The sequence below is a fragment of the Burkholderia mycopellens genome (assembly GCF_964265025.1).
Taxonomy (GTDB): Bacteria; Pseudomonadota; Gammaproteobacteria; order Burkholderiales; family Burkholderiaceae; genus Burkholderia.
Genome location: NZ_OZ183803.1, coordinates 2,833,272 through 2,856,096 on the forward strand (window position 1 = coordinate 2,833,272; position 22,825 = coordinate 2,856,096).

Genomic DNA, 22,825 nt, shown 5'->3' on the forward strand with positions numbered 1-22,825 from the left:
CGGCCGTCTCGCGTCAGCCGAGCACGTGCATCCCGGCGTCGATGTAGTGAACGCCGCCGGTCATCGCGCGGGCGGCATCGCTGGCGAGAAAGGTGCACAGCGCGCCGACGTCGTCGATGTCGAGCGCCCGGCGCAATGGCGCACGTCGTGCGGTGTCGTCGAGCAGGTGATCGAAGTTCGGCAGCCCGGAGGCCGCGCGCGTGGGCAATGCACCGGGCGACACGGCGTTCACCCGAATGCCTGCCGACCCCAGTTCGACGGCCAGGTAGCGAACGGAGGCCTCCAGCGCCGCCTTGACCGGCCCCATCACGCCGTACTCGTCGATGACCCGGTCGGCGCCGATGTAGGTCATCGCCATCAGGCTGCCGCCGGAGGCCATCAACGGCTCGGCAAGCTTGGCCATCCTGATGAACGAGTGGCAGGAGGTATCCATCGCGAGTGCGAACCCTTCCGGCGAACTGTCGACGACCCGCCCGTGCAGATCGGCCTTCGGTGCATAGGCAACGGCATGCAGCAGAAAGTCGAGGCCGCCCCACTGCTCGCCGATCGCGTCGAACGCCTCGCGCATCTGGTCGGTCCGGCTCACGTCGAGAGGCAACGCAATCGCCGGCTTCAGCTGTTCCAGCAGCGGCTCGACGTACGGCAGCGCGCGGTCGGATTGCCAGGTCACGGCCAGCTCGGCACCCGCTGCGTGAAATGCGCGCGCACATCCCCACGCGATGCTCTGCTCGTTCGCCAGGCCGACGACGATTCCCCGTTTGCCTTCAAGGGGCTGCAAGCCATTGCAAGACACGCGCGACTCGCGCACGTCGTGATTCGTCATCGCGAAACCTCGGGTCGAATTTTTTCACCGGACGAAGCTGCGTCAAGGCCGGTTGGCCTTTATGCGGAGAATCATTGTATTGAGGGTTTCAAACCATCTGATCATTCGCGCGACATGTTTTTGATTTTTATCAAAATCGCTTTTGAATCAGATAATTACGCTGAAATGTTTCGATCCATAAGTGCGCGTTTCATCGATATGTCATTCAATCGTGTATGCAAGCGCGTGTTGCTTCTGCAGGCAGCAATCCAGTCATCGCCGTTCTCGCCATAAAAAAGAAACGAACGCGAGCGGCATGACTGCGCCGCCCCGCGTTCGTCGATTTCATGACCGGTTGGCTGCCCAACGCACGATCCGATTCCATGTCACAAGGTACTGGCCGGGCCGGCCGCGCCGCGCACCAGGACATCCCCACCTATCGGGATGCGATCGGCTGATCTGCCGGACGCGGCGTCTCGCCGCTACGCTGGATCCATCCGCCCCCCAGCGCACGGTACAGGTTGACCAGGTTGGTCCAGCGCGCCAGACGCGCATTGATCAGCGACTGCTGCGCGTTGTACAGGTCGGTTTGAGCGGTCAACACCGACAGATAGCTGTCGGCACCGCTCTTGTAGCGCAGGTCCGACAGGTCGAAGCGGCGCTGCTGCGCGTGCGCGTTGCGCTCCAGCGCCGCGATCTGCTGGTCGTACGTGCCGCGTGCGGCCAACCCGTCAGCCACATCGCGGAACGCCGCCTGGATCGTCTTCTCGTAGTTCGCGATCTCGATGCGCTTCTGCACGTGCGCGAGATCGAGGTTCGCGATGTTCGAGCCGCCCTCGAAGATCGGCAGCGCGACGGTCGGCGCGAACGACCACGCCGCCGTGCCGGCCTTGAACAGGCCGCCCAGCGTCGGGCTTGCCGTGCCGAACGCGGCCGTCAGCGAGATCTTCGGGAAGAACGCGGCGCGCGCCGCCCCGATGTTCGCGTTCGCGGCCAGCAGCGCCTGCTCGGCCTGCATCACGTCCGGGCGACGCGTCAGCAGATCCGACGGCAGGCCTGCCGGCACGTCCGGGAGCAGGTTCTGCGCATCGAGCGGCAGGCCCGCCGGCAGATCGTCCGGCAGCGGCTCGCCGATCAGCAGCACCAGATAGTTCAGCGCCTGCGCACGCGCACGCGCCTGCTGCTGCTGGTTCGCGAGCGCCGTCTCGACCACCGTCTGCGCCTGGCGCAGGTCGAGTTCGGTGCCCGTGCCGTTGTCGAACTGCAGCTTCGTCAGGTTGTACGAGTCCTGCGCCGTCTTCAGCGTGTTCTCCGTGACCTTCAGCAGATCGTCGGTCGACAGCAGCGTCAGGTATTGATCGGCCACCTGCGACACCAGCGAGATTTCCGACGCCTGCCGTGCGTAGGCAGTCGACAGGTATTGTGCAAGCGCCTGGTCCTTCAAGCTCTGCACGCGGCCGAACAGGTCGAGTTCCCACGACGCGGAAAGCCCGACGTTGTAGGTCCGGGTGATCGTGGCCTGCTCCGTCGGAGAAACACCCTGCGGATAGCGCTGGATGTTTCCCGTCCCCATGCCGTCAAGCGTCGGGAACAGCCCCGCGCGCGTGATCTGGTACTGCGCGCGTGCCGCCTCGACGTTCAGCACCGACACGCGCAGGTCGCGATTGTTCGTCAGCGCGATCTCGATCAGCCGCTGCAGGCGCGGATCGGCGAAGAAATCGCGCCAGCCGATGACGGTCGCCGCCTGGCCGTTCGCGCTGCGTGCACCCGCTGCGGCGCCCGGCTGCGTCGCATAGACGCCGCCGGCAGGGTACGCCTGCGCGACGGGTGCGTCGGGCCGCGTGTAGTGCGGCGCCATCGTGCAGCCCGTGGCGAAGAGCGCGGCCGCCGCCACAGCCGCGATGCGAATTCGACTCATGTTGCTCCCGTGGCGCGCCGCCGCGGCACGCGTTTCAGATTGCACGTTCATACGGCCTCCAGCACGCGAGCGCGCTCGCTGGTCGCCGCCTCGCGATGGCGCTTCGCGATCAGCGTGTACACGGTCGGCAGCACGAACAGCGTGAACAGCGTCCCGACCAGCATGCCGGTGGAGACCGTGATCCCGATCGCGAAGCGGCTGGCCGCCCCCGCGCCGCGCGCGAAAATCAGCGGCACGAGCCCGGCGACCATCGCGGCCGTCGTCATCAGGATCGGCCGCAGCCGTACCGCGGCCGCGTGCTCGATCGCCGCGCGCCGGTCGAGGTGCTGCGTGCGTTGCAGTTCGTTCGCGAAGCTCACCATCAGGATCCCGTGCTTCGAAATCAGGCCGATCAGCGTCACGAGCCCGATCTGGGTATAGATGTTCAGCGTCGCGAAGCCGAGGTACAGCGGCACCAGCGCGCCGCACACCGACAGCGGCACCGACACGAGGATCACCAGCGGATCGCGCAGGCTCTCGAACTGCGCGGCGAGCACCAGGAAGATGACGACGAGCGCGAACACGAACGTGACGGTCAGCCGATTGCCCTCCTGCACGTATTGCCGCGATTCGCCGAGCCAGTCGATGTCGTAGCCGGCCGGCAGCGGCTGCTTCTGCAGGAACTCGACCGCTTGCCCCATCGTCACGCCGGGCGCGGCCACCGCCGACAGCGTCGCCGAATTCAACTGATTGAACTGCGTGAGGGCGTTCGCCTGGCTGCCGTTCGACACGCGCACGACGGTCGAAAGCGCCACCATCTTGCCGCCGCGCGTTTTCACGTAGTAGCGATCGAGCATCTCCGACGACAGGCGCTCCGCGCGCGCGACCTGCGGAATCACGTCGTACGAGCGGCCGTTGTGGTCGAAGCGGTTCACGTAGTTCTCGCCCACGAGCACGGCGAGCGTATCGGCGATGTCCTTCATCGTCACGCCGAGCGCATTCGCCTGGTTGCGGTCGATCGTCACGCCGACCGCGCGGCTGTCGAATGTCAGATCGCTGTCGACCACCGCGAACAGGCCGCTCTTCGAGGCGGCGGCCTTCAGTTTGTCCATCGTCGCGAAAATGTCCTTGAAGTCCGCGGGCGCGCGCAGCACCATCTGGATCGGCAGGCCGCCGCTCGACGCAGGCAGCGACGGCAGCAGGAACGTGAACACCTGGTCGCCGGCGATCGCGTTCGTGCGCGCCTGCACGAGCGCCTGCAGGTCGGCCGCACCGCGTGTGCGCTTCGACCAGTCGACGAGGTTCACGCCGGCAAAGCCGAGATTGGCCCCGCCGACACCGTTCAGCACGAAGCTCGTGTCGGCTTCAGGCAGCGAGCGGAACACCTTCTCGATCTGCGGCGCGTAGCGTTCGAGGTAGTCGAGGTTCGCATACTGCGGCGCCTTCACCTGCAGCATGATCGAGCCCTGGTCCTCCTGCGGCGCCAGTTCCCGCTTCACGCCGCTGAACAGCACGCCGATGCCCAGCAGCACGCCCGCGCCGAACACCAGCACCGCCGGCCGCGCGGCGAGGCTCGCGTGCAGCAGGCGCCGGTAGCCGTGCGTGACGCGCGACAGCGTGTGTTCGATCGCCCGCGCGACGCGGCCCTCCGACATCCGGCTGTCGAGCAGCAGCGAGCTCAGCATCGGCGAAAGCGTCAACGCGATCACCGCGGACACGCACACCGCCCCTGCAAGCGTGAAAGCGAATTCGCGGAACAACGAGCCGGTGAGCCCGCCCATCAGCCCGATCGGCGCATACACCGCAACGAGCGTGATGGTCATCACGATCACCGGCGACGCGATCTCGCGCGCGCCGAGCAACGCCGCGCGCGCCGGCGGCTCCCCCGATTCGATGTGCCGGTGAATGTTCTCGACGACGACGATCGCGTCGTCGACGACCAGCCCGATCGCCAGCACCATCGCGAGCAGCGTGAGCAGGTTCAGCGAGAAGCCCGCGGCCAGCATCAGCGCGGCGGAGCCGACGAGGGCGAGCGGAATCGTCACGACCGGGATCACGACCGCGCGAAACGAGCCGAGGAACAGGAAGATCACGACCACGACGATCGCGATCGCCTCGATGATCGTCTCGCGCACTTCGTCGATCGACGCGTTGACGAAGCGCGCGACGTCGAACACATCGCCGATCCTGATGCTGGCCGGCTTGCTGCGCTCCATCGTCGGCAACAGTGCCTGCACGCCGCGCACGATATCGAGCGGGTTGCCCGACGGCGTCGCGTTGATCGCGATGTTGACGGCGCGGTGCCCGTTCATCAGCGCGCTCGCGTTGTATTGCTGGCCGCCCAGCTCGATCGTCGCGACGTCGCGCAACCGCACGAAACTGCCGCTCGCCTCCGATTTCACGACGAGGTTGCCGAACGCGCCGACGTCGGTCAGGTCGGTGTTCGCGGAAATGTCGGCAACGGTCAGCGCGCCCTTCAACTGGCCCGGTGCGGCCTGCACGTTGTTCGCCTTCAGCGCGGCCGCGACATCGGCGGCCGACAGCCCGTGCGCGGCGAGCCGCGACGCGTCGAGCCAGACCCGCATCGCGAGGTTCTGCCCACCGACGATTTCAGCCGACGCGACGCCCGGCACCGTGGTGACCAGCGGCTGCGCCACCCGCACCACGTAATCGGTGATCTCGGGGATCGACAACGTATCGCTCGAAAAGCCCAGGTACATGACGGCCGTGGGCGCATCGGTCAGCTTGGTGATCACCGAGTCGTACGCGCCCTCGGGCATCTTGTACTTGACCTCCTGCACCTTCGCCATGATTTCCGTCATCGCGCGGTCGGCGTTCGCATTCAGGCGCAGCCGCGCCTTCACGACGCTCTTGCCCTGCGTCGACGTGGAGGTCAGATACTCGATGCCGTCCGCCGTCGCGATCGACTGTGCGATCGGCGTCGTCACGAAACCCTGCATCAACGCCTGCGACGCACCGGGATAGGCCGTCTCGACGCTGATCGTCGCGCTCTCCAGCATCGGATACTGGCGCACCGGCAGCGCGCCGAGCGAGCGCAGGCCCACCAGCAGGATCAGCAGGCTGCAGACGAGCGCCAGCACCGGCCGCCGCACGAAGATGTCGGTGAAGCGCGCGCCTTGCGTGGTCTGGCTCATCGCACCGTCTCCCGTTGCGTGGACGCATCGGCCAGCGCCTGCACCTTCGCGCCCGGCGCGACGCGCAACTGCCCGGTCGTCACGACCACGTCGCCGGCGCGCAGCCCGTCGTCGATGACGATGCGGCCACGCTCGCGCGCGCCGGCCCGCACCTGGCGCACGCGTGCCACGCCGACGCCGTGCGCGTCGCGCTGTTCGACCACCACCACGGTGTCGCCCGCCTGCGAGGTCTGCACCGCGGTATCCGGCACGCTGATCACCGCGTCGCGACCCGGCAGCGCCAGATGCGCGTCGATATACATTCCCGGGCGCAGCAACTGGTCGGTATTGGCCACCGTGGCCTGCACGGTGATGTTGCGGGTCTCGTCGCCGACCTGCGGCTCGATCGCGGTCACGCGCCCTTCGAACGTGCGGCCCGGATACGCATCTGTCGTCACGCGCACGGTCTGGCCGAGCGCCACGCGGCTCAACGCTTTCTGCGGCACCGTGAAGTTCGCGTGCAACACGTCGAGATCCGTGAGCGTCGCGATCGCGTCGCCCGGGTTCAGGTACTGCCCGAGGTTCACGCGGCGCAAGCCGATCACGCCGGAAAACGGCGCGCGGATCGACTTCTGCGTAATGACCGCCTGGGTCTCGCGGATATCGGCGCGCGCGGCGTCGAGCTCGTAGCGGCGGGCGTCGAATGTCGCCTTCGGCTCGGCCCCGTTCGGCACGAGCTGCTCGGCGCGTGCGAACTGCCGGCGCGTATAGTCGGCCTTCGCCTGCAGCCCGGCGAGCTTCGCCTGCTCGGGCGCGTCGTAAAGCTGCACGAGCGGTTGCCCGGCACTCACGCGCGAACCCGCGACGAACTGGATGCCGACGATGCGGCCCGCGACTTCCGGCGCGATGGTCACCTGCCGGACCGCTTCGAGCGAACCGACCGCGTCGAGCGTCGGCGCCGTCGCCTGCGGATTCACGACGATGGTTTCGACCGGCAACGGCGCCGGCGGCGACGCAGGCCGATCGGCGGCCGACACACGTTCCGTGCGCCACAGGAACAACGCGCCGAACAGGACGATCAACGCGCCCGCGGTAAAAAACATTGAGCGTCTCACCGATATCTCCCCAATCAATCAGTCATGACATCAGTGTGTGGGGAGCGGCCTGCCCCGGATGTCAATTTTTTGAATCCCTGTTTAAATATTTCGCATGCCTGACACGAAAAAAAACCGCATGCCCCGAACGAACGGGACATGCGGTGAAAAGACACCCGCCACGAGGTCAGATCGTCGTGGCCGGCGATCGCGACGCATGAAGGGTCCATGCGCGCGCATACGGGTGTGACATCGCCAACAGGACGGCGCCGAACAGCAGCAACGGATTGGTACTGACCGCCCCGCACATGAGGAACAGCACCGACATCGCGGCGGCGCCGGCAACGCCCCACGCGGTTGCGATGCCGAGCAGGATCGACAGCCCTGCCGCCAGTTCGAGCCAGGGCACGGCCAGGTTGACCGCGACGACGTGCGGCAGCGCGACGTGTCCGATCGCGCTGGCCAGCGCGAGCCGCACGGCTTCGGGCGCCGCCGTGGATCGCGAGACGGCGGCCGTCAGGAATGGCCCCGCATCGAAGTGCCCGAAGAGCTTCGTCAAGCCGGCCCAGATCCAGAACGCGCCGAGTACGAGCCGCAGCACGAGTGCGACGGCGGTCTTCATCGCGCCACCTGCGGATGCAGGCGATGCAGCTGCCGGAAACCGATCATGGTCACGCCCAGCAAACACGCGAACATGACGGCAATCGCCGCATTCGTCTCCATGGGCAGCGCGCTGACGACCCCCGACACGATGGAGCCGAGCGCAAGCATCAGGCACCCCTGCAGGCTCGCGGCGGCGCCCGCGCGGCCCGGGAACAGGGCCATCGAGCGCGCCATCGCGTTGGAGAAGATGAAGCCCTGCGCAAACGCAATCAGCATGATCCCGCCGAGCGCGGTCACCAGGATCAGCTCGCCGCCGCTCGACGCCACGCAGGCCACCCCGAGCGCAAAGGTCACGATGCCGCCGCGCATCAGCTGCTCGCCGCTGTAGCGCCGGATCAGGCTCCGGTTCAGCGTCGTGCCGCACAGGTAGCACAGCCCGACGCCGAGCGCGGTCGAACCGAAATACGACGCCGAATGCCCGAGGCGGAACTGCACGATGTACGGCCCGATCACGTTCCACATCAGGAATGCCGAGAAGCTCATCCCGAGCATCGCGACCGCCGACTGGAAGTGGGAATCGGACAGGATCTCGCGATAACCCGCGATGGTTTGCCGCGGCGTGCGCCGCAACTCCGGTCGCAGCGTCTCGCGCAGGCCCGCGAAAGCGAACGACAGCACGACGAGCCCGTAGCCGCAGTAGACGACGAAGTTCCAGCGCCAGCCGGCCCACTCCTGCACGTGTCCGCCGATATACGGCGCGATCACGGGGCCGAGCCCGAACGCCAGGCTGAGGTAGACGATCGCGACGCGGAAGCGGTCGCCCTTCAGCCGGTCGACCAGCACGGCGCGCGCGACGACCTGGCACGACCCGATCGCGAAGCCCTGGATCGCGCGTGCCGCCATCAGCACCTCGAACGACGGCGCGGCCACCGCGAGCGCGCTGCCGGCGATGAACAGCGCGAGGCCGAACAGCACCGACGGGCGCCGGCCCAACCAGTCGGCCAGCACGCCGAACGCGAGCTGGCCGATCGCATAGAACACGAGCGTGATCGTGATCGTGTTCTGCATCATGCTCGGCATGACGTTGAGTTCTCGACCGATGGCCGGGATGCTCGGCGCGTAGAGGTCGATCGCGATCCCGCCGACGCTGTTGATCAGCGGCGCCAGGAACACGAGGAAGTTTTCGTATCTTTTTGAGTCGGACATGGGGACGTTCCTGAAATGACGGGACAGGCCGACGCGAATGCGTGCGGCCCGTCGGGATCAGTGACCGTTTGCGGTGAATTCAACCTGCCTCGGCGGCATGCGGGCCGACGGCGGATCGTCGAACGGACTCCACTTCGGCAAATCGTTGCGCCGGGCCATTTCGCCGATCTTCACCATGATGACGCGCGGCGAGTTGTCGTAGTACGTACCCCAGTCGACGTGCCTGTCGCGTACCCGGCTCACGCAGGCGCGGCCGAGATCGTCATAGGTGATTTGCAGCGACTGCACGATGTGACGCACCCGCTCCGTCGCCGTCATCAGCACGTACCGGTAGTGATGCTGGGCCAGCGTGCGGAACACGTTCGCGATCAGGTAGCGCCCGGCGCCCTTCGAGCCGAACGACGAGAACTGCCCGAGCTCGACCAGCTCCGCACGCGACAGCCCGTAAAGGCTCGTCAGCGATTCGTCGAGGTAGTGCTCGGAGAACAGCGGGGCGCTGTCGCCCCAGCTGAGCCCCAGGCACGCGTAGCCGGGCAACGTCATCGCGCGGTCGGTCAGGCACCAGAACTGGTCCGGGCGAGGCTCCGGACGCGCACCGTGCGCCTGGTAGTAATGCTGCGAGACCGCGAGCTGCATCTCGCGATAGGCGTCCTGGCCCGGATGAAAGCTTCGTACGATGTGCACGGTCGGCTCCCGGTCAGTACAGTGACGCCGCATGATCGCGCTCGATCAGCTGACGGCGCGGCCGCCCGGTGACCGTGTAGTAATCCTTGCGGAAACGCTCGATGTCCGTCACGACCCGGACACGCCGCACGCGCGCGAAATCCGCGAGCCGCGGCTCGAGCCGCGCCATCTCGTCGCGCACCGCCGCTTCGTCGTGCGTGGACAGCACGATCGCCGCCGGCTCTTCGCGCCCTTCGCCGAACACCACGATGTCGTCGATCAGCGCACTTTCCTTGTAGACCGTCTCCACCCACTCCGGCGAGATGTTGCGCGCCGTCGACAGGATGATCACGTGCTTCTTGCGACCGGTGATGTACAGGAAGCCGTCGACGATCTCGGCGATGTCGCCGGTGTGCAGGTAGCCGTCGGTGAGCTCGCACGACGTATCGTCCGAGTTGTAGTAGCCCGCGCAGAGCGTCGGGGTGCGCACGCGCAGCTCGCCGTCGACGATCACCGGCACGATCCCGTCGAGCAGCGTCCCGGCCGAGCCGATGCGGCGCTGCCCCGGGTAGTTCAGCGAGATGATCGAGCTGTTCTCGCTGAGTCCGTAGGCCTCGTAGACCTGGACGCCGCGCTTGTCCAGCGATTCGAGCACGGTGGCCGGAATCTTCGCGCCGCCCGTGATGATGTGCGGATTGCGGCGGCCGAACAGTTGCGTCGTGCCGGTCGACTCCAGCAATGCGTCGGCCTCCTCGAGCAGCTTCGGCGGCAGGTACAGGAAGTTCGGATCGACGCGGGCGATCAGGTCCAGGTAGTCGCGCGCATTGCCGCTGCGTGCGCCGTACTCGGCGTAGTTCGCGGGCATCAGCGTCAGCGAGCCGCCTGACAGCACCGGCAGGAACACGCCGAGCACCTGTTCGATCAGCAGGCTCATCGGCACGATCGACAGGTAGTCGAGCGGGCCGGCCGGCACACGCTTGAGCACATTCGTCACGAGCAGGCCGACGGCCTCGTCGCGGATCTTCACGCCCTTCGGCTTCGACGTCGTACCGGACGTATGGATGATCCCGCAGATGCCCGGCTCGATCCGCTCGCCGGTGGCTGCGCCCGCCGCCGGCCACGCACCGCGCTCGCTCGCGGCGTCGATGCATGCGATGCCGGGCAGGATCGCGCCGATCCGCGCGGCCGTGTGCGCGTCCTGCGTGAAGATCGCGGTTGCCTTGTGCAGCAGGCTGCCGATCTGCTCGTCGGAGAATTCGATCGGCACCGGCAGCAGCACGGCCTTCACGCGGAAGATCGCGAGCATCGTCGCCACCCACGTGTAGCTGGAGCGGGCGGCGATCCCGAAGACGAGGCCGCTGCAATCGCCATAGACATCCTGCAGCGTCGCCGCGATGCGCGCGACGTCCGCGCGCAGTTCGTCCAGCGAGTATTCGCGGCCTTCCATCTCGCGCACGACCACGCGGTTCGGCGCTTCAGCGAAATGACGTTCGATGAGTGCGCTGATCATGCAATGGCTCCCTTGCGATAGCTTTGCGCACCGAAGATGCGGCGCCCCGTGTCCGCGAGACGGCGGCGGCCGTGCATCACGCGGCTGTTGTCGATCACGACGATGTCGCCCTTGTTCCAGAACAGGTCGTACGTATAACGGGCGGTCACGTCCTTGATTTCGTCCCACACCTCGAAATCGATGTCGGTGCCGTCGGCCCACGTGATCAGCGGCGGCTCGTAGTTCACGCTCGGCCCGAGGAGCGAATTGCAGAACGCACGACGGCCGGAGAAGCAGCTGGTGATGATCGCATCGGTCACACGCTCGGACGACACGAGAAACGGGTCGAGACGGCGATAGTGCTGGCCTCGAACGCGCTGGTTGACGACCTCGAGATGCGAGTCGTTCACTTCGTGCGCCGGCACCTGCAGCTCGACGCTCAGGAAGCGTTGTACGTTCGGCCAGGGAATGCGGCGCGAATACTTGATCTGGCGTTGCTCGAACAGGCGACGCACGGCCGGCGTCAGTTCGTGCAGCACGCGCTGCCCGTCGCAGATCGTCGTCTCGGAGCCGACGCGAGCCGGCTCGAGGCAGTAGAACCATTGCAGGTCGGGCGTGAACGGCAGGTTGCCGTTCTCACGGTGCAGGCCCATTTCGAGCTCGCCGGCATCGATTTCCGCGGTGTTTTCCGTCGAGGTCTTGCGTGCCGGATCGAACGTGACGCGCGCCGAATGCTGGCTGACGAAGTGATTGAAATCCTCGAGCGTATCCGCGAAATTGCGATAGATGACGACACCCGAATGGGCGAGCTGCTCGTACAACCCGTCGGTATCGACAAGGTCGATCGCCTTTTGACCGGGCTCGAGGCTTTCGATCAACTCGAAGCCGAAACGCGGCAATGGTTTGTGCTGAACCTGCGCAGTGACTACGTCAACAACATCCATCATGGTTGCCTCTCAGAGTGGTTAGTTTTGCGTTCGAAGCACTGCTTCGTCGAACACTGACCAATCTACCGACACGGCTGGGCACACCGTTTTAAAAATTAAATGGTGGATGTAAATTTTGTTTAGGGTCTTGCAAGGAAGCCCGGTTTTGCTTCCCCACCGGCAATAAACCGGACGGCGGCGATCGCCGGCCAGTGCGGGCAAGTTGCGGCTACGCGCGCGGCAATTCCCCCGGCTCGAGCGCGTTGGCGCTCGCGAGATCCTTGAACAGGGTGCGCATGGTGCGGATGTCGGGGTTCCTCTCCATCGGCGTCGACCAGATCACGTCCAGCGTAAAGGTCGGGAAGCCAAGCGGCACTTCGCAGATCTGCACGGTCGCCGGAATCGACAGGTACGGGATCAGGCGCCGCGGCAACGTCAGAGCAACCGGCAGCCGCGCAACGATGTTCAGGCAGGCCTGATACGTGTTGGCGCGCGCGACGATGCTGCGCGAGCGGCCGAGCTTTTCGAGCCAGCCGTCGATCATGTTGCGCTCGGAGACCCACGGCGTCGGGAACACGTGGTCCATGTCGCAGAATTCGTCGAGCGAGACGCGCGTCGACTGCGCGAGCTTGCGCGACGCGGTCAGGCACACGAAGGTGTCGGAAAGAACCGATTCCCATTGCAGGTCGGGATGCAGCCGGTGATAGCCAGGGCCGAAGCCGATCGCGAAATCGATTTCTCCGGCCAGCAGCCGTTCCACCGGCAATTCGCGGCCGAGGCGATCGACGATCAGCGAGGTTTCGCGGCCACGCTTCATGAACGACTCGAGCACGCCCGGCAGCAGCAGCAGCTCGAAGTACTCCGGCGCACATACACGCATCACGCGGCGCGCCGTCGCGACCACCTGGTCGTCATCCATGTCGGCGCAGTGATTCACCGCGTCGATCACGTTGCGCAGATAAGGCTCGATAGCCTCGGCCTTGGGCGTCGCTACGAGGCTGCCGTGATCGACATCGAAGAGCACGTCGTGAAAGCAATTGCGCAACCGCTTCAGGCAATAGCTGACGGTGGGCTGGCTGATGCTCATGACCTCGGCGGTGCGGCGTGCGCTTTTGTGTTCGTACAGACACAGAAACACCATCACGTCTTGTAAGTCGAGCTGGCGCAATACGTTACTGTTGAGCACGATTTTCCTCGTTGTTGTTGTCATTGGACGTTTTCCCGGTTCCCCTCGACGCCCCGGCGATACTCCGGCGATCATCGATCGCCCTTTCCCGTCACGCCTAGCCAGCCTCGTCCTGTGGCAGTTCCTCTCCCGGCAACGCGAGCAGCGCCTGCTTCAAGAGCGCCGCGAGCATGGTACGGTCATCGACATCGAGTCCGCCGAGCAGCAGATTCTGCGTATCCACGTGCACATGCACCGCCCGGTCGATCAACTCAAGGCCTGCTGGCGTCAACCGCACGGTGAGGCTTCGGCCATCCTGTGGATTCGGTACACGCTCGACGAGGTCAGCCTGCTCCAGGCGCATCAATCGGTTCGTGATCGCTCCGGACGTGATCATGAGCGAGCGGTAAAGTTGCGTCGGCGACAGCTCGTAAGGCTTGCCGGCACGTCGAAGCGTCGCCAGCACGTCGAATTCGCCTTCCTTGAATCCAAACGGCGAAAGCGCCTCCGTACGCGCTTTCTCGCAGTGCTTCGCCAGCCGCGCGAGCCGGCCGAAAATTTCCATCGACGCGACGTCGAGCTCGGGGCGTTCGTGGCGCCATTGAGCCACAACCCGATCGACATGATCCTCCTTGGCCCACGCCATCATGAATGTCCTCGCATTTGAAGGGGCTCTCGATGAGCGCTTGTCATCAATATATCTCAATATTAAGATAATCGCGAGAGCGCATGTTGGGCGCGACAACGGAGCAGACCCATGACAAAACTATCATTCGGAGACCACGATCTCTACTACGCGGATGTCGGCAGTGGCACGCCCGTTTTGTTGATTCACGATTTAGGCAGTTGCGGGCGCGCGTGGGCGCGCCAGATGTCGTTCCTGCGTCAGGCGGGTTTTCGCGTGATCGTGCCGGACCTTCCCGGCCACGGCGCGTCGTCCTGTCCGGATCGCATGCTGGATATTCCAGCATTCGCCAGCGGCCTGGAATGTCTGCTGGATCATCTCGGGCTGGAAAGCGCGAACCTGGTTGGCCTGTCACTCGGTGGCGCCATTGCGCTATCGGTGGCGATCGACGCCCCGTCACGGGTTGGCAAGCTGGTCATCTGCAACGGATTCTCGAACCTGGTGGCCGACGATGTCGCGCGCCGGTTCGAGCTCTGGAAGGCAGGGTTCCAGCGCGGCGACGGCGCGACTCGCTGGTTCGAGGAAATGTGGCCGTTAATGGTGAGCGCCGAGTTTGCTCAAACGGAAGATGGAGAGATCGCCTATCAGATCGGCCATGCCCATGCGGCAGGAACGGATTCGGCCTTCCTGGCGCGCCTTTGCGAGGGAATCGCGAACCACGACGTGCGCAGACGCTTGAATCTCGTCCGCAGCGAGACACTGGTCCTGCAAAGCGACGACGATGGCGTTCACCCGGCGATCGAGGGACAGCGGCTTGCCGCGATGATCCCGGGCGCACGATTCAGTGCGCTGCCGGGAAGCGGGCATCATCCGAATCTCGACTGCGCCAGGACATTCAACTGGACGCTCCTGCGCTTTCTGTCGGATCACAACGAACTGGATGCAGCCCACGTTGCACCCTATTCGGATTATTGCCGGGGCGCGTAACACCGGCGGCGACTTCGCCACTCCGGCTGACATCCCGCCACGTCCAGTGCCGTGACTGGATGACCGTTTGCATGCAATGCGTACCGCTCGTTCCCAGCCACCCGGAAGGAATCCGCATGGTCTCCCGTGCATGACGCCCGCTCCCCCACTGCCGGAGGCGCGGCGAGCGGCCCGGCCTGCGCGACCGCTCGCCGGTGCGGCGCTCAGAGCGCCTTGACGATCGCGCCGTCGACGCGAATGTTCTGCCCGGTGATGTAGCCCGCGCCGTCCGACAGCAGGAACGCGACCGTCTTCGCGATCTCGCCGGTCTTGCCGAAGCGGCCGGCCGGAATGCGTGCGACGATCTCCGGCGTTTCCGGCCAGCTGTCGATGAAGCCCGGCAGCACCGCGTTCATCCGGATGTTCTCGGCCGCATAGCGTTCCGCGTAAAGACGCGTCCACGCGCTGAGCGCCGCGCGCAATGCCGACGAAACGGGCATCGGCTGCTCGGGCGCGTCCGCCGCGAAGCTCGAGATGTTGACCACCGCGCCGCCGCCCTGCTTCTGGAAGATCGGCGTCACGCGGCGCATCACGCGCACCACGTTCAGCAGGATCAGGTCGAGCCCCGCGTGCCAGTTGTCGTCGGTGATCGCCAGCAGGTCGCCCTTCGGCGGGTGCCCGGTGTTGTTCACGACCGCATCGATGCGGCCGTAGCGCGCGACCGTTTCCTGCACGAGCCGGTCGATGTCGGCTTCCTCCGTCACCGAGCCCTGGAGGCCGAACCCGCCCAGTTCCTCGCCGAGCGCCACCGCACTGCCGGACGGCGACATCAGCGCGACGCGATAGCCCGACGCCGCCAGCTCGCGCGCGATCGCCGCACCCATGCCCTTGCCTGCCGCCGTGATCAACGCTACTTTTTCTACAGTCACGATTTGCTCCTCGTTCGAATCCTGCCGCCGCGCAACCGCCGTTCGGTGCGCCATGGTGGTAATGTAGGCGCATCAATCATGACTGTCGAACCAGTATTTCTGCCTTCAGCCGATAGTTTTTCTACAGCCTGACGATGCCGCCTCGCCCTTCCCGCCTGCCGCCGCTGAATGCGCTTCGCGCGTTCGAAGTGTCCGCGCGGCACCTCAATTTCCGCGCCGCCGCCGACGAGATCGGCGTCACGCAGGGCGCCGTCGCGCAGCAGGTGCGCCACCTCGAGGACGTGCTCGGCCTGAAGCTGTTCGAACGCCTGCCGCGCGGCCTCGCACTGACGCATGACGGCGCCGCGTACTTCTCCGATGTGCAGCGCGCGCTGCATGCGATCGCCGACGCGACCGACAAACTCGTGAAGCGGCGCGCCGCGCTGACCATCAGCACGACGCCGTCGTTCGCGTCGAAATGGCTGATCCCGCGGCTCGCGCAGTTCACCGATGCGCATCCCGACTACGACGTGCGCGTGATCGCCGACCCGCAGATCGCGACGTTCCGCCACGACGGTGTCGATCTCGCGATCCGTTATGGCAAGCCGCCGTTCGGCAAGCATCTCGCCACGCATGCGCTGTTCCCGCTCGACGTGTGTGCGGTGTGCAGCCCCGCGCTGCTGGCCGCGCCCGCGTCGCCTCGCGCGCTCGCCGGCCACGTGCTGCTGCACGACGCGCACGACCTGTGGCCCGAGTTCCTCGCCGCGATGCCCGAGCCCGTCGACGTCGATCCGCACAAGGGGTTGCGCTTCAACCAGACGTCGCTCGCGATCGATGCGGCCGTCGCCGGCCAGGGCATCGCGCTCGCCACCGATCCGCTGGTCGAGCGCGACATCGCCGCGGGCCGGCTGTGCAAGCCGTTCGACTTCGCGTTTCCGCTGTCGGTGGGGTTCTATCTCGTGTATCCGGCCGAGCGGCGCGACGACGACGCGATCGTGATGATGCGCGAATGGATGGCCGCGCAGGTGGTGTCGGGCGGACGCCCCTGAGCGCAAGGCGGCAGCGTCAGGGCGCGATCCAGCGGCCTTCGTAGCCGCCTTCGTGCAGGTCGAACACCGCGCGGCGATGGCCGGCGCGCGCGAGTTCGAGCCAGTCGATGCGCGTCACGCTCACGCGAAGCAGGCAGAAGTTGTCGTAGCCGTCATCGGTCGATGCGGCACTGTCGGCATGCGCGGCTTCAGGCGACTCGACCGGCGTACCCGGCGGCAACGGTGCGCGATACAGCAGCAGCGTATGCGGGCGGCTCGATTGCCAGACCGCACGCCGTTGCGCTTCGTCGTCGCAGATCGATGCAATACCTTCCACACGAATCTGCACGAGCGCATCGAGATCGTTGGCGACGAGCGCGATATGCGGATCGCGTCGCAGCTCGGCGACCTTCTCCGAACGCGCGTCGGTATGAAACGACAGCACACGGCCGGCGCGGCTCACCTGACGCAACACGATCGTGCGCACCTTCGGCGTGCCGTCGACGCCGAGCGTCGCGGCCTGCAGCATCGTGAACGGCGAGCGCTGTGCGCTCACGCCGGATTCGAGGCAGGACCACAGACGCTCGTACGTTTGCACGAGCGATTCGGAAGTGGAGGCGGGCATGACGGAGCGGCGATCGTGCGGGTTGCGATCGCGCAAGCTTAACCGTTTGCGGCGGCAACGGCACGCGGGCGGCTCGGGCGGCGCGCGCGCCGTCGCCGTGCGGCTCAGTTGTAGCCAAGTACGACCGGCGCCGCGTCGCCGAGGTCGGCCGCCGGCTCCGCGCCGAAGCGGCCGAGCACGTCGGCCACATACTGCGGCCCTGCGCCGATCTGCGACGACCGGTGCGCGACCGGCCGGTTATCGCCCGCGCCCGGCGCCGCGCCCGTCGATACGGTGTCGTTGACGATGATGGTCATGTTGCTGTCGCCTCACGCGGCGAGCGCCGCACCATAGGCGCGCACGAGGCGCGCAACGCCTTCCCGGATCGCGTCGACATCCGGCGCGGCAAACGACAGGCGCAGCGAGGCCGCGTCGACGTTGTCCGCGAAGAACGCCTTGCCCGGCACGAACACGACCTTGTTCGCGATCGCCTGTTGCAGCAGCGCGTCCGACGACACCGCGCCGATCCGCGCCCACACGAACATCCCGCCTTCGGGACGATGGAATTCGATCGCCTCGCCAAGGCCGTCGCGCAACGCATCGCACATCGCGTCGCATTTGCGCCGGTAGGCGGCCGTGATGCGCGACAGATGGCGTTCGAGCGCGCCGTCGGCCAGATATTCGGCGGCGGCCGCCTGTGTCCACGGCGTGCTGCACAGATCGACCGTCTGCTTCGCGATCACGCAACGCCGCGCGATCTCGGCCGGCGCGATCGTCCAGCCCACGCGCAGCCCTGGCGCGACGATCTTCGACAGGCTCGCGAAATGCACGATCCAGTCGCACGCGCCATCCACTTCATCGGCGAGTGCGAGCATCGACGGCACGGCTTCGCCCGCGAAACGCAGGTCGCCGTACGGATCGTCCTCGACGATCAGGAAGCGGTATTGCACGGCGAGACGCAGCAGCTTCAGCCGGCGCTCGCGGGTGAGCGTCGCGCCCGTCGGGTTCGCGAAGGTCGGCACCGTGTAGAGCAGCTTCGGCTGCGTGATCGCGCCGGACGCGAGCCGTTCGCCGAGACGATCGACGTCGAGGCCCGCGCCGTCGACCGGAATCGTCACGATGCGTGCCTGCTGCAGACGCATCGCCTGCAGCGTCGCCGGATAGGCCGGCTGCTCGGTCAGCACGACGTCGCCGGGCGACACCATCACGCGCAACAGCAGGTCGAGGCCCTGCTGCGAGCCGGTCGTGACGAGCAGTTCGGCCGGCGTGCACGCCGCGCCGCGGCGCCCCATCAGCGCGATCAGTTGCTGCTTCAGTTCGGCGAGTCCGTCGGTCGGGCCGTATTGCAGGCAGCGCACGGGCTGCGCGTACGCACGCTCGGCGGCTGCGTCCAGGCCGTCGACGTCGAACAGGTCGCTGGCCGGATAGCCGCCCGCGAAGGAAATCATGCCCGGTTCGGACAGGTACTTGAACAGTTCGCGGATCGGCGAGCCGGCGGGATTCTGGAATGAGGGAGTGAACGCGTACATGTCGTCGTGAGCTGGATGGCGCGGACGGCCGGGATAGCCGCCGAAGACCGGCCACCGCGGCGCTTCTGGCGCCGCGGCGGTGCAATCGAGTCACGATTGTCGAGAGTCATTAAGGCCGCGGCAAACGATATCTATGCACTAGGTCTTGCGGTTTGGTCATCACATGGGGCGTGGGCGGGAGCACCGAGACGCCCTATCCTTCGGCGCGACGACACCGGATTTCGGGCGTGTGCTGCCGCGAGAAAGCCAATCCCGGCGATTGTTTCGCGATGCGCGCACCCTGCCTCGCTTGCCGGGATCGAGCCGAATCAGTGCGGCGTCCCGGAAGGCGTGGCCGGCGGCGGCTTGGGCTTCCACGTCGAGAGCGCGCGCGTGAGGTCGTCCGACACATAGTGCGGACCATCGAACAGATAGACCGGATAGCCGCGATACGCCAGCAACTGCTTGCTCAACTCGTCGGCGCTGGCGGAGCGGAACCCGCCGCGCTCGGCGGGCCGGAACGCCTCGGCGATGACCCGCACGCGCTGCTTGCCCAGCCTTGCAGCCAGCTCGTCGAGGTAGCTGCGCGCGACATACGGCTCACGGGCATAGACGCCGCAGCCATCCTGGAAGAACACGCCGACGTCCGCGGGCAGCCACGCGGCGAGCCACTCCGCGAGCGCCTTTCCGCCGATATTGGTCTGGTCGTACACGCTCACCCAGAGCGGGCGCGGCAGCCGTTGCAGGATCGCGGCGAGCTTGGGCGCGTCCTGCCAGGTCGGATCGATCTCGGCCGGAAAGTAGTAGCCCGTGACATGCAGCGGGACCGATGCGCGCGCCACTTCCAGCGACTGGTCGGCCAGCGTCGACAGATGGGTGCGCGCACGCTTTTCGTCCTGGTAGCCGGCGAGCCCCAGGATCACGTTCCGGGCCCACGGCTCACGACCGATACGTTCCCAGTCGGGAAGGTGCGCGGCAGGCTGGATGCGGGTGTTGGGGAGGTACGCGGTATCGTCGACGACGGTCCATTGAATCAGCAGATCGTGTATGCCGAGTATCTGCCAGTTGCCGGCCGGATGGGTCGTCGCGTTGTCCACCTGCCAGACGATGCCGTCCGCGTGCACGTCGTGCGCGGTCCAGCTGCAGGCGGCCACCACGAGCGATGCACCGATCGCCGCGAGCGTCGCCGCGCGAGGCGAACGCGGCGCGGCGGCAGGCAAGCCCGGTCGCGCGGCGAACCGGAACCGGCCCATACGCTGTCGAATCCTGCGCAAGGCCGGGATCGCGTACGTGGTCATCGCTGGTTCCCCGGAAGCATGCCTGCGCGTCATCGTAGCCGATCAAACGCAAACGTGCGACCCGCGTTGCCGATGCGGGTCGCACGAGGTTGTCGCTACGTCGTCGTCACTTGGCCGTCGTGCCGTCCACCCACTTGTAGCCCAGATTCGTGATACCGGTAATGAGACTCTGGAAGTCCTGGAACGCCGGCAATCCGAGATCCGGTTCAAGCCAGTACGGATGGAAGAAGAAGGACGCGAAACCGTCCCGCACCGCCAGGCCATACTGCGCATTGGTCACGATTTGCTGCCACGTGTACGAGATGCACGAGAACGGGTCGATATTGCAGATGTTGTACTGCACGCTGCCCAGGTTCTCCGGAACGATCCGTTGCCCGTAGTAATCGGAGTTGATGATGTACGGGAAAAACTGCCCGGCCGAGAAGTCCTGGTTGGCGGCGCCCGTTCCGAGTTGCGGATTGGTCGCGGTGTAATACACGGCCCGCTGGAACGTGGTCGGGAACGTCAGGGCTGTCGCCGAAGAGGCGGACGGCGACATCTGGTACTGCGGCGCGGCAAAGCCGACGACCTTGTAGCCGTTGGTCTTGAACTCCGCCAGGCCATCGGCCATTCTGCCCTCCGCCCACGGGATGGAGTCCTCATCAACCGGCCGGTTCTGCACGGCGAACCAGAACTCGTAATCGCTCCCGCTCACCGCATTCTGCAGGTTCGGCGTCGAATCGTACTGGTGCGTATAGCCGTGCATCACGACCGAGCCGCCGTGCGCGATCGCATAGTTCAGCGCAGTCTTGAGGCCGGTTGCCTGCGCCAGGTGGATCGTTTCCGGCACGCCGCCGTTGTAATAGCCATTCGGGTCCGTATACAACGGGATGGTGGCCATCGTGAACGGGATCTTCTTCGAGTACAGGTAATTCGTCAGCTGCTGCATCGAAGTCGTCGTCGTATAGGCGTCGAGGTCCTCCAGACGGACGAGCGCACGGTGATTCACCGGTGCATTGGTCTGCAGGATGTCGTGCAGGATGTCGCAAATCACCAGGTAGCGGTCCGTCGGTCCGATGTAGGAAAACGGCATGTCCGCGAAGTACCAGAAGTTGCCCGAGCGCACGATGTAGGGCGTGGTTGCCCCGCTCTGGCTGTTCTTGATCGTGACGAGCGCTTGTGCCTTGGTGGAATTGATCTGGGTCAGCCCGACATCCGGATCCGCGCTAATGACGCCGGTCGACGCGTTATACGAGTAGTACTTGACCATCGACAGGTTCTTGTACGTGACCGTGTCGTAGAAGCCGGGATTCGGATTGCTCGACGAAGGCGTCGCGTTCATCCCGGCAAGGCCCAGGAAGCTGAACCCGAAGGTCTGGTTGAACGTGTAGGCCGTGTTCCAGGCCAGCTGCCACAGGTTGTACTTGAACCAGACCACCGTCTTCGTGGTGGTCATCACGTCGCTCATGAACGCCGTCGGAATCGGATTGTTGTAGTAGTCGCCGATATAGAACGTCGCATCGTGGCTGCCGACCATGCCGGACGTGTAGTTCTGGATCGGGACCAGATCGACCGTCGTATTGAAGTGACCCAGCAGGTTCCTCAGCATGATGCTGTACATCAGTCCCAGCTTCGAATAGGGATCGTTGGCCGGATTGTCGTACAGCACGAGCGTATGGGCAGTAGTGGCCTGTGCGTGCGCGGTGCCCGGCAATGTCATTTGCGCGAGTCCCGCGAGCAGCGCGATGACGAGCAAGATCTTTTTCATGGCTGTTTCTCCCTAGTCGCGTTGCACATTGCCATTGGATTTCTTGACCGACTTCCGGTCGAACTTCGGGCGCCCCGTTTCCTTGTACGCCTTGTCCCAATCCTCGTCGGACATCCCTGCTTTCACGTTGACCTGGGCCGAGCCGACCGGCAGCGGAGGCGGCTTGATCTTCGGAGCAGAGGAATTACTCGTCTGCTGCGCCCCCACATCCTGAATGCCGACGGCGAAGACGAGCGTCGTGATCAATGCGACGATTGATCCGGCGGTACTCAACCCGTTTCGAAAAGATTGATTGCGATGCGAAGGCATGATTTTCATCCTTTGATATGCAAAATAAATTCATCTCGTTAACGAAACGAGCACGGCGAATCACCATCCGGAATCGGGGCGCCATGTCGTGAAATTCCGCGGCGCAATTGAAACCAGACAAATAAATCCGGGAGGAGATGGTTTGACTTTCAAGCTAGAACCGTACCATCCGTCGCAAATGGGCATAGGGCAAGGCGAAAAAATCGACGCATCGACGCAGCGCAAAAATGCGTCGATAAAACGTTTCAGGCGTGCAACGTGGCGGCGTCACGAATCAAATCGGACAAACGCGCGAAACCTGTTCTTACGATTCAGGGAAAACCAGTCGATCACCGCGCTGCGCAGCGCGCGACGCGGCACTCGCCACAGGTGGCCTGCTCGCGCAATGACGACTCAGGCGTCGGCTTTCCGGTTCGACGCCAATCCATCCAGACAGTCAGCGCCGGAATCGCATGACGATCTACCGGGGGCGGCTGCCGTGGTCCGCCGGTAGGTCTGAAAACGATGTGTCATCCAGTCGATCGACCGCGTGTTTCAGCGCTGAAACATTTGGCTCGGATTCGGCGGACCGGTCCGGTGCCGCTTCGCGCGACGCCCGCAGGCTCAAGGGTCACGCTGCGATGGCGCACGACTTGCTACATGATCTGTGTGCTGCGAAGCCGGTGCGCGCGGGCACTGCGCGTGCAACGGGTGGAGAGCGGCTGCAAGCGTTCAAGCAGGCAGGGACGGAAGCAGGAAAGCGGGAAACGGGCGGTCAAAAAGTCATCCACTGAACACGTTGCATCGCGCACGATGCAACGTGCTCACATCGGGAAAGCTCGCGTGTCGACAGGGCTTTTCCGGTTGACAGGCA

The 22,825-nt window shown here is 65.5% G+C and carries 21 protein-coding genes; 3 read left to right on the forward strand and 18 right to left on the reverse strand.

Annotated features, from left to right (window positions below; genetic code table 11):
- Positions 1-13: 13 nt before the first annotated feature.
- The 11 genes from fabI to ACPTTC_RS30925 all read right to left on the reverse strand — a co-directional run bounded on the left by fabI (position 14) and on the right by ACPTTC_RS30925 (position 13,628).
- Positions 14-823: an enoyl-ACP reductase FabI gene (gene fabI, locus ACPTTC_RS30875; RefSeq protein WP_423395217.1), complete on the reverse strand. Its 810-nt coding sequence runs from the start codon at positions 821-823 to the stop codon at positions 14-16.
- A gap of 415 nt (positions 824-1,238) precedes the next feature.
- Positions 1,239-2,720: an efflux transporter outer membrane subunit gene (locus ACPTTC_RS30880; RefSeq protein WP_423395218.1), complete on the reverse strand. Its 1,482-nt coding sequence runs from the start codon at positions 2,718-2,720 to the stop codon at positions 1,239-1,241.
- Between the two features lie 47 nt (positions 2,721-2,767).
- Entirely contained in the window at positions 2,768-5,854 is a 3,087-nt protein-coding gene (locus tag ACPTTC_RS30885; protein WP_423395219.1) for an efflux RND transporter permease subunit, read from the reverse strand.
- Positions 5,851-6,948 (reverse strand): efflux RND transporter periplasmic adaptor subunit, encoded by a 1,098-nt coding sequence (locus ACPTTC_RS30890; RefSeq protein WP_413227066.1) that lies wholly within the window; start codon positions 6,946-6,948, stop codon positions 5,851-5,853. Before ACPTTC_RS30890 ends, ACPTTC_RS30885 begins: the two co-directional genes overlap by 4 nt.
- 166 nt (positions 6,949-7,114) lie before the next feature.
- Positions 7,115-7,549 carry a DoxX family membrane protein gene (locus tag ACPTTC_RS30895; RefSeq protein ID WP_175954429.1) on the reverse strand — a complete coding sequence of 145 codons (435 nt, stop codon included), beginning with the start codon at positions 7,547-7,549 and terminating at the stop codon, positions 7,115-7,117.
- Positions 7,546-8,736 (reverse strand): multidrug effflux MFS transporter, encoded by a 1,191-nt coding sequence (locus ACPTTC_RS30900; RefSeq protein WP_423395220.1) that lies wholly within the window; start codon positions 8,734-8,736, stop codon positions 7,546-7,548. Before ACPTTC_RS30900 ends, ACPTTC_RS30895 begins: the two co-directional genes overlap by 4 nt.
- Before the next feature lie 57 nt (positions 8,737-8,793).
- The gene (locus ACPTTC_RS30905; RefSeq protein WP_423395221.1) at positions 8,794-9,420 is read right to left on the reverse strand and encodes a thermostable hemolysin; all 627 of its coding nucleotides are present in this window, start codon (positions 9,418-9,420) and stop codon (positions 8,794-8,796) included.
- Positions 9,421-9,433: 13 nt separating this feature from the next.
- Positions 9,434-10,909, reverse strand: coding sequence for an AMP-binding protein (locus ACPTTC_RS30910; protein ID WP_423395222.1), 1,476 nt, complete (start codon positions 10,907-10,909; stop codon positions 9,434-9,436).
- Positions 10,906-11,835 carry a TauD/TfdA family dioxygenase gene (locus ACPTTC_RS30915; RefSeq protein ID WP_423395223.1) on the reverse strand — a complete coding sequence of 310 codons (930 nt, stop codon included), beginning with the start codon at positions 11,833-11,835 and terminating at the stop codon, positions 10,906-10,908. Before ACPTTC_RS30915 ends, ACPTTC_RS30910 begins: the two co-directional genes overlap by 4 nt.
- A gap of 208 nt (positions 11,836-12,043) precedes the next feature.
- Entirely contained in the window at positions 12,044-13,000 is a 957-nt protein-coding gene (locus ACPTTC_RS30920) for a LysR substrate-binding domain-containing protein (RefSeq protein WP_423395224.1), read from the reverse strand.
- A gap of 97 nt (positions 13,001-13,097) precedes the next feature.
- Entirely contained in the window at positions 13,098-13,628 is a 531-nt protein-coding gene (locus ACPTTC_RS30925) for a MarR family winged helix-turn-helix transcriptional regulator (RefSeq protein ID WP_423395225.1), read from the reverse strand.
- Positions 13,629-13,736: 108 nt separating this feature from the next.
- On the opposite strand from ACPTTC_RS30925, the gene ACPTTC_RS30930 reads away from it, so the two are divergent.
- The gene (locus ACPTTC_RS30930; protein ID WP_423395226.1) at positions 13,737-14,591 is read left to right on the forward strand and encodes an alpha/beta fold hydrolase; all 855 of its coding nucleotides are present in this window, start codon (positions 13,737-13,739) and stop codon (positions 14,589-14,591) included.
- A gap of 203 nt (positions 14,592-14,794) precedes the next feature.
- Here ACPTTC_RS30930 and ACPTTC_RS30935 read toward each other — a convergent pair whose 3' ends face one another.
- On the reverse strand, positions 14,795-15,499 hold the full coding sequence (locus ACPTTC_RS30935) for an SDR family oxidoreductase (RefSeq protein ID WP_423395227.1): 705 nt from the start codon (positions 15,497-15,499) through the stop codon (positions 14,795-14,797).
- Positions 15,500-15,633: 134 nt separating this feature from the next.
- Between ACPTTC_RS30935 and gcvA the strand changes: the two genes are divergently transcribed.
- A complete protein-coding gene (gene gcvA, locus ACPTTC_RS30940; protein ID WP_175954447.1) occupies positions 15,634-16,527 on the forward strand; it encodes a transcriptional regulator GcvA in 894 nt (297 codons plus the stop codon).
- A 16-nt stretch (positions 16,528-16,543) separates the two neighbouring features.
- On the opposite strand, the gene ACPTTC_RS30945 is transcribed toward gcvA, so the two are convergent.
- The 6 genes from ACPTTC_RS30945 to ACPTTC_RS30970 all read right to left on the reverse strand — a co-directional run bounded on the left by ACPTTC_RS30945 (position 16,544) and on the right by ACPTTC_RS30970 (position 21,972).
- Positions 16,544-17,131 carry a pyridoxamine 5'-phosphate oxidase family protein gene (locus ACPTTC_RS30945; RefSeq protein WP_423395228.1) on the reverse strand — a complete coding sequence of 196 codons (588 nt, stop codon included), beginning with the start codon at positions 17,129-17,131 and terminating at the stop codon, positions 16,544-16,546.
- Positions 17,132-17,235: 104 nt separating this feature from the next.
- A complete protein-coding gene (locus tag ACPTTC_RS30950) occupies positions 17,236-17,427 on the reverse strand; it encodes a hypothetical protein (protein WP_423395229.1) in 192 nt (63 codons plus the stop codon).
- Positions 17,428-17,439: 12 nt separating this feature from the next.
- Complete coding sequence (locus ACPTTC_RS30955; protein ID WP_423395230.1) at positions 17,440-18,639, reverse strand: PLP-dependent aminotransferase family protein; 1,200 nt, start codon at positions 18,637-18,639, stop codon at positions 17,440-17,442.
- Between the two features lie 308 nt (positions 18,640-18,947).
- Complete coding sequence (locus tag ACPTTC_RS30960) at positions 18,948-19,916, reverse strand: hypothetical protein (protein ID WP_423395231.1); 969 nt, start codon at positions 19,914-19,916, stop codon at positions 18,948-18,950.
- Positions 19,917-20,022: 106 nt separating this feature from the next.
- Positions 20,023-21,663, reverse strand: coding sequence for a DUF2334 domain-containing protein (locus ACPTTC_RS30965; RefSeq protein ID WP_423395232.1), 1,641 nt, complete (start codon positions 21,661-21,663; stop codon positions 20,023-20,025).
- A 12-nt stretch (positions 21,664-21,675) separates the two neighbouring features.
- Positions 21,676-21,972 carry a hypothetical protein gene (locus tag ACPTTC_RS30970; protein WP_423395233.1) on the reverse strand — a complete coding sequence of 99 codons (297 nt, stop codon included), beginning with the start codon at positions 21,970-21,972 and terminating at the stop codon, positions 21,676-21,678.
- Between the two features lie 452 nt (positions 21,973-22,424).
- On the opposite strand from ACPTTC_RS30970, the gene ACPTTC_RS30975 reads away from it, so the two are divergent.
- On the forward strand, positions 22,425-22,745 hold the full coding sequence (locus tag ACPTTC_RS30975) for a hypothetical protein (protein ID WP_423395234.1): 321 nt from the start codon (positions 22,425-22,427) through the stop codon (positions 22,743-22,745).
- Positions 22,746-22,825 lie beyond the last annotated feature (80 nt).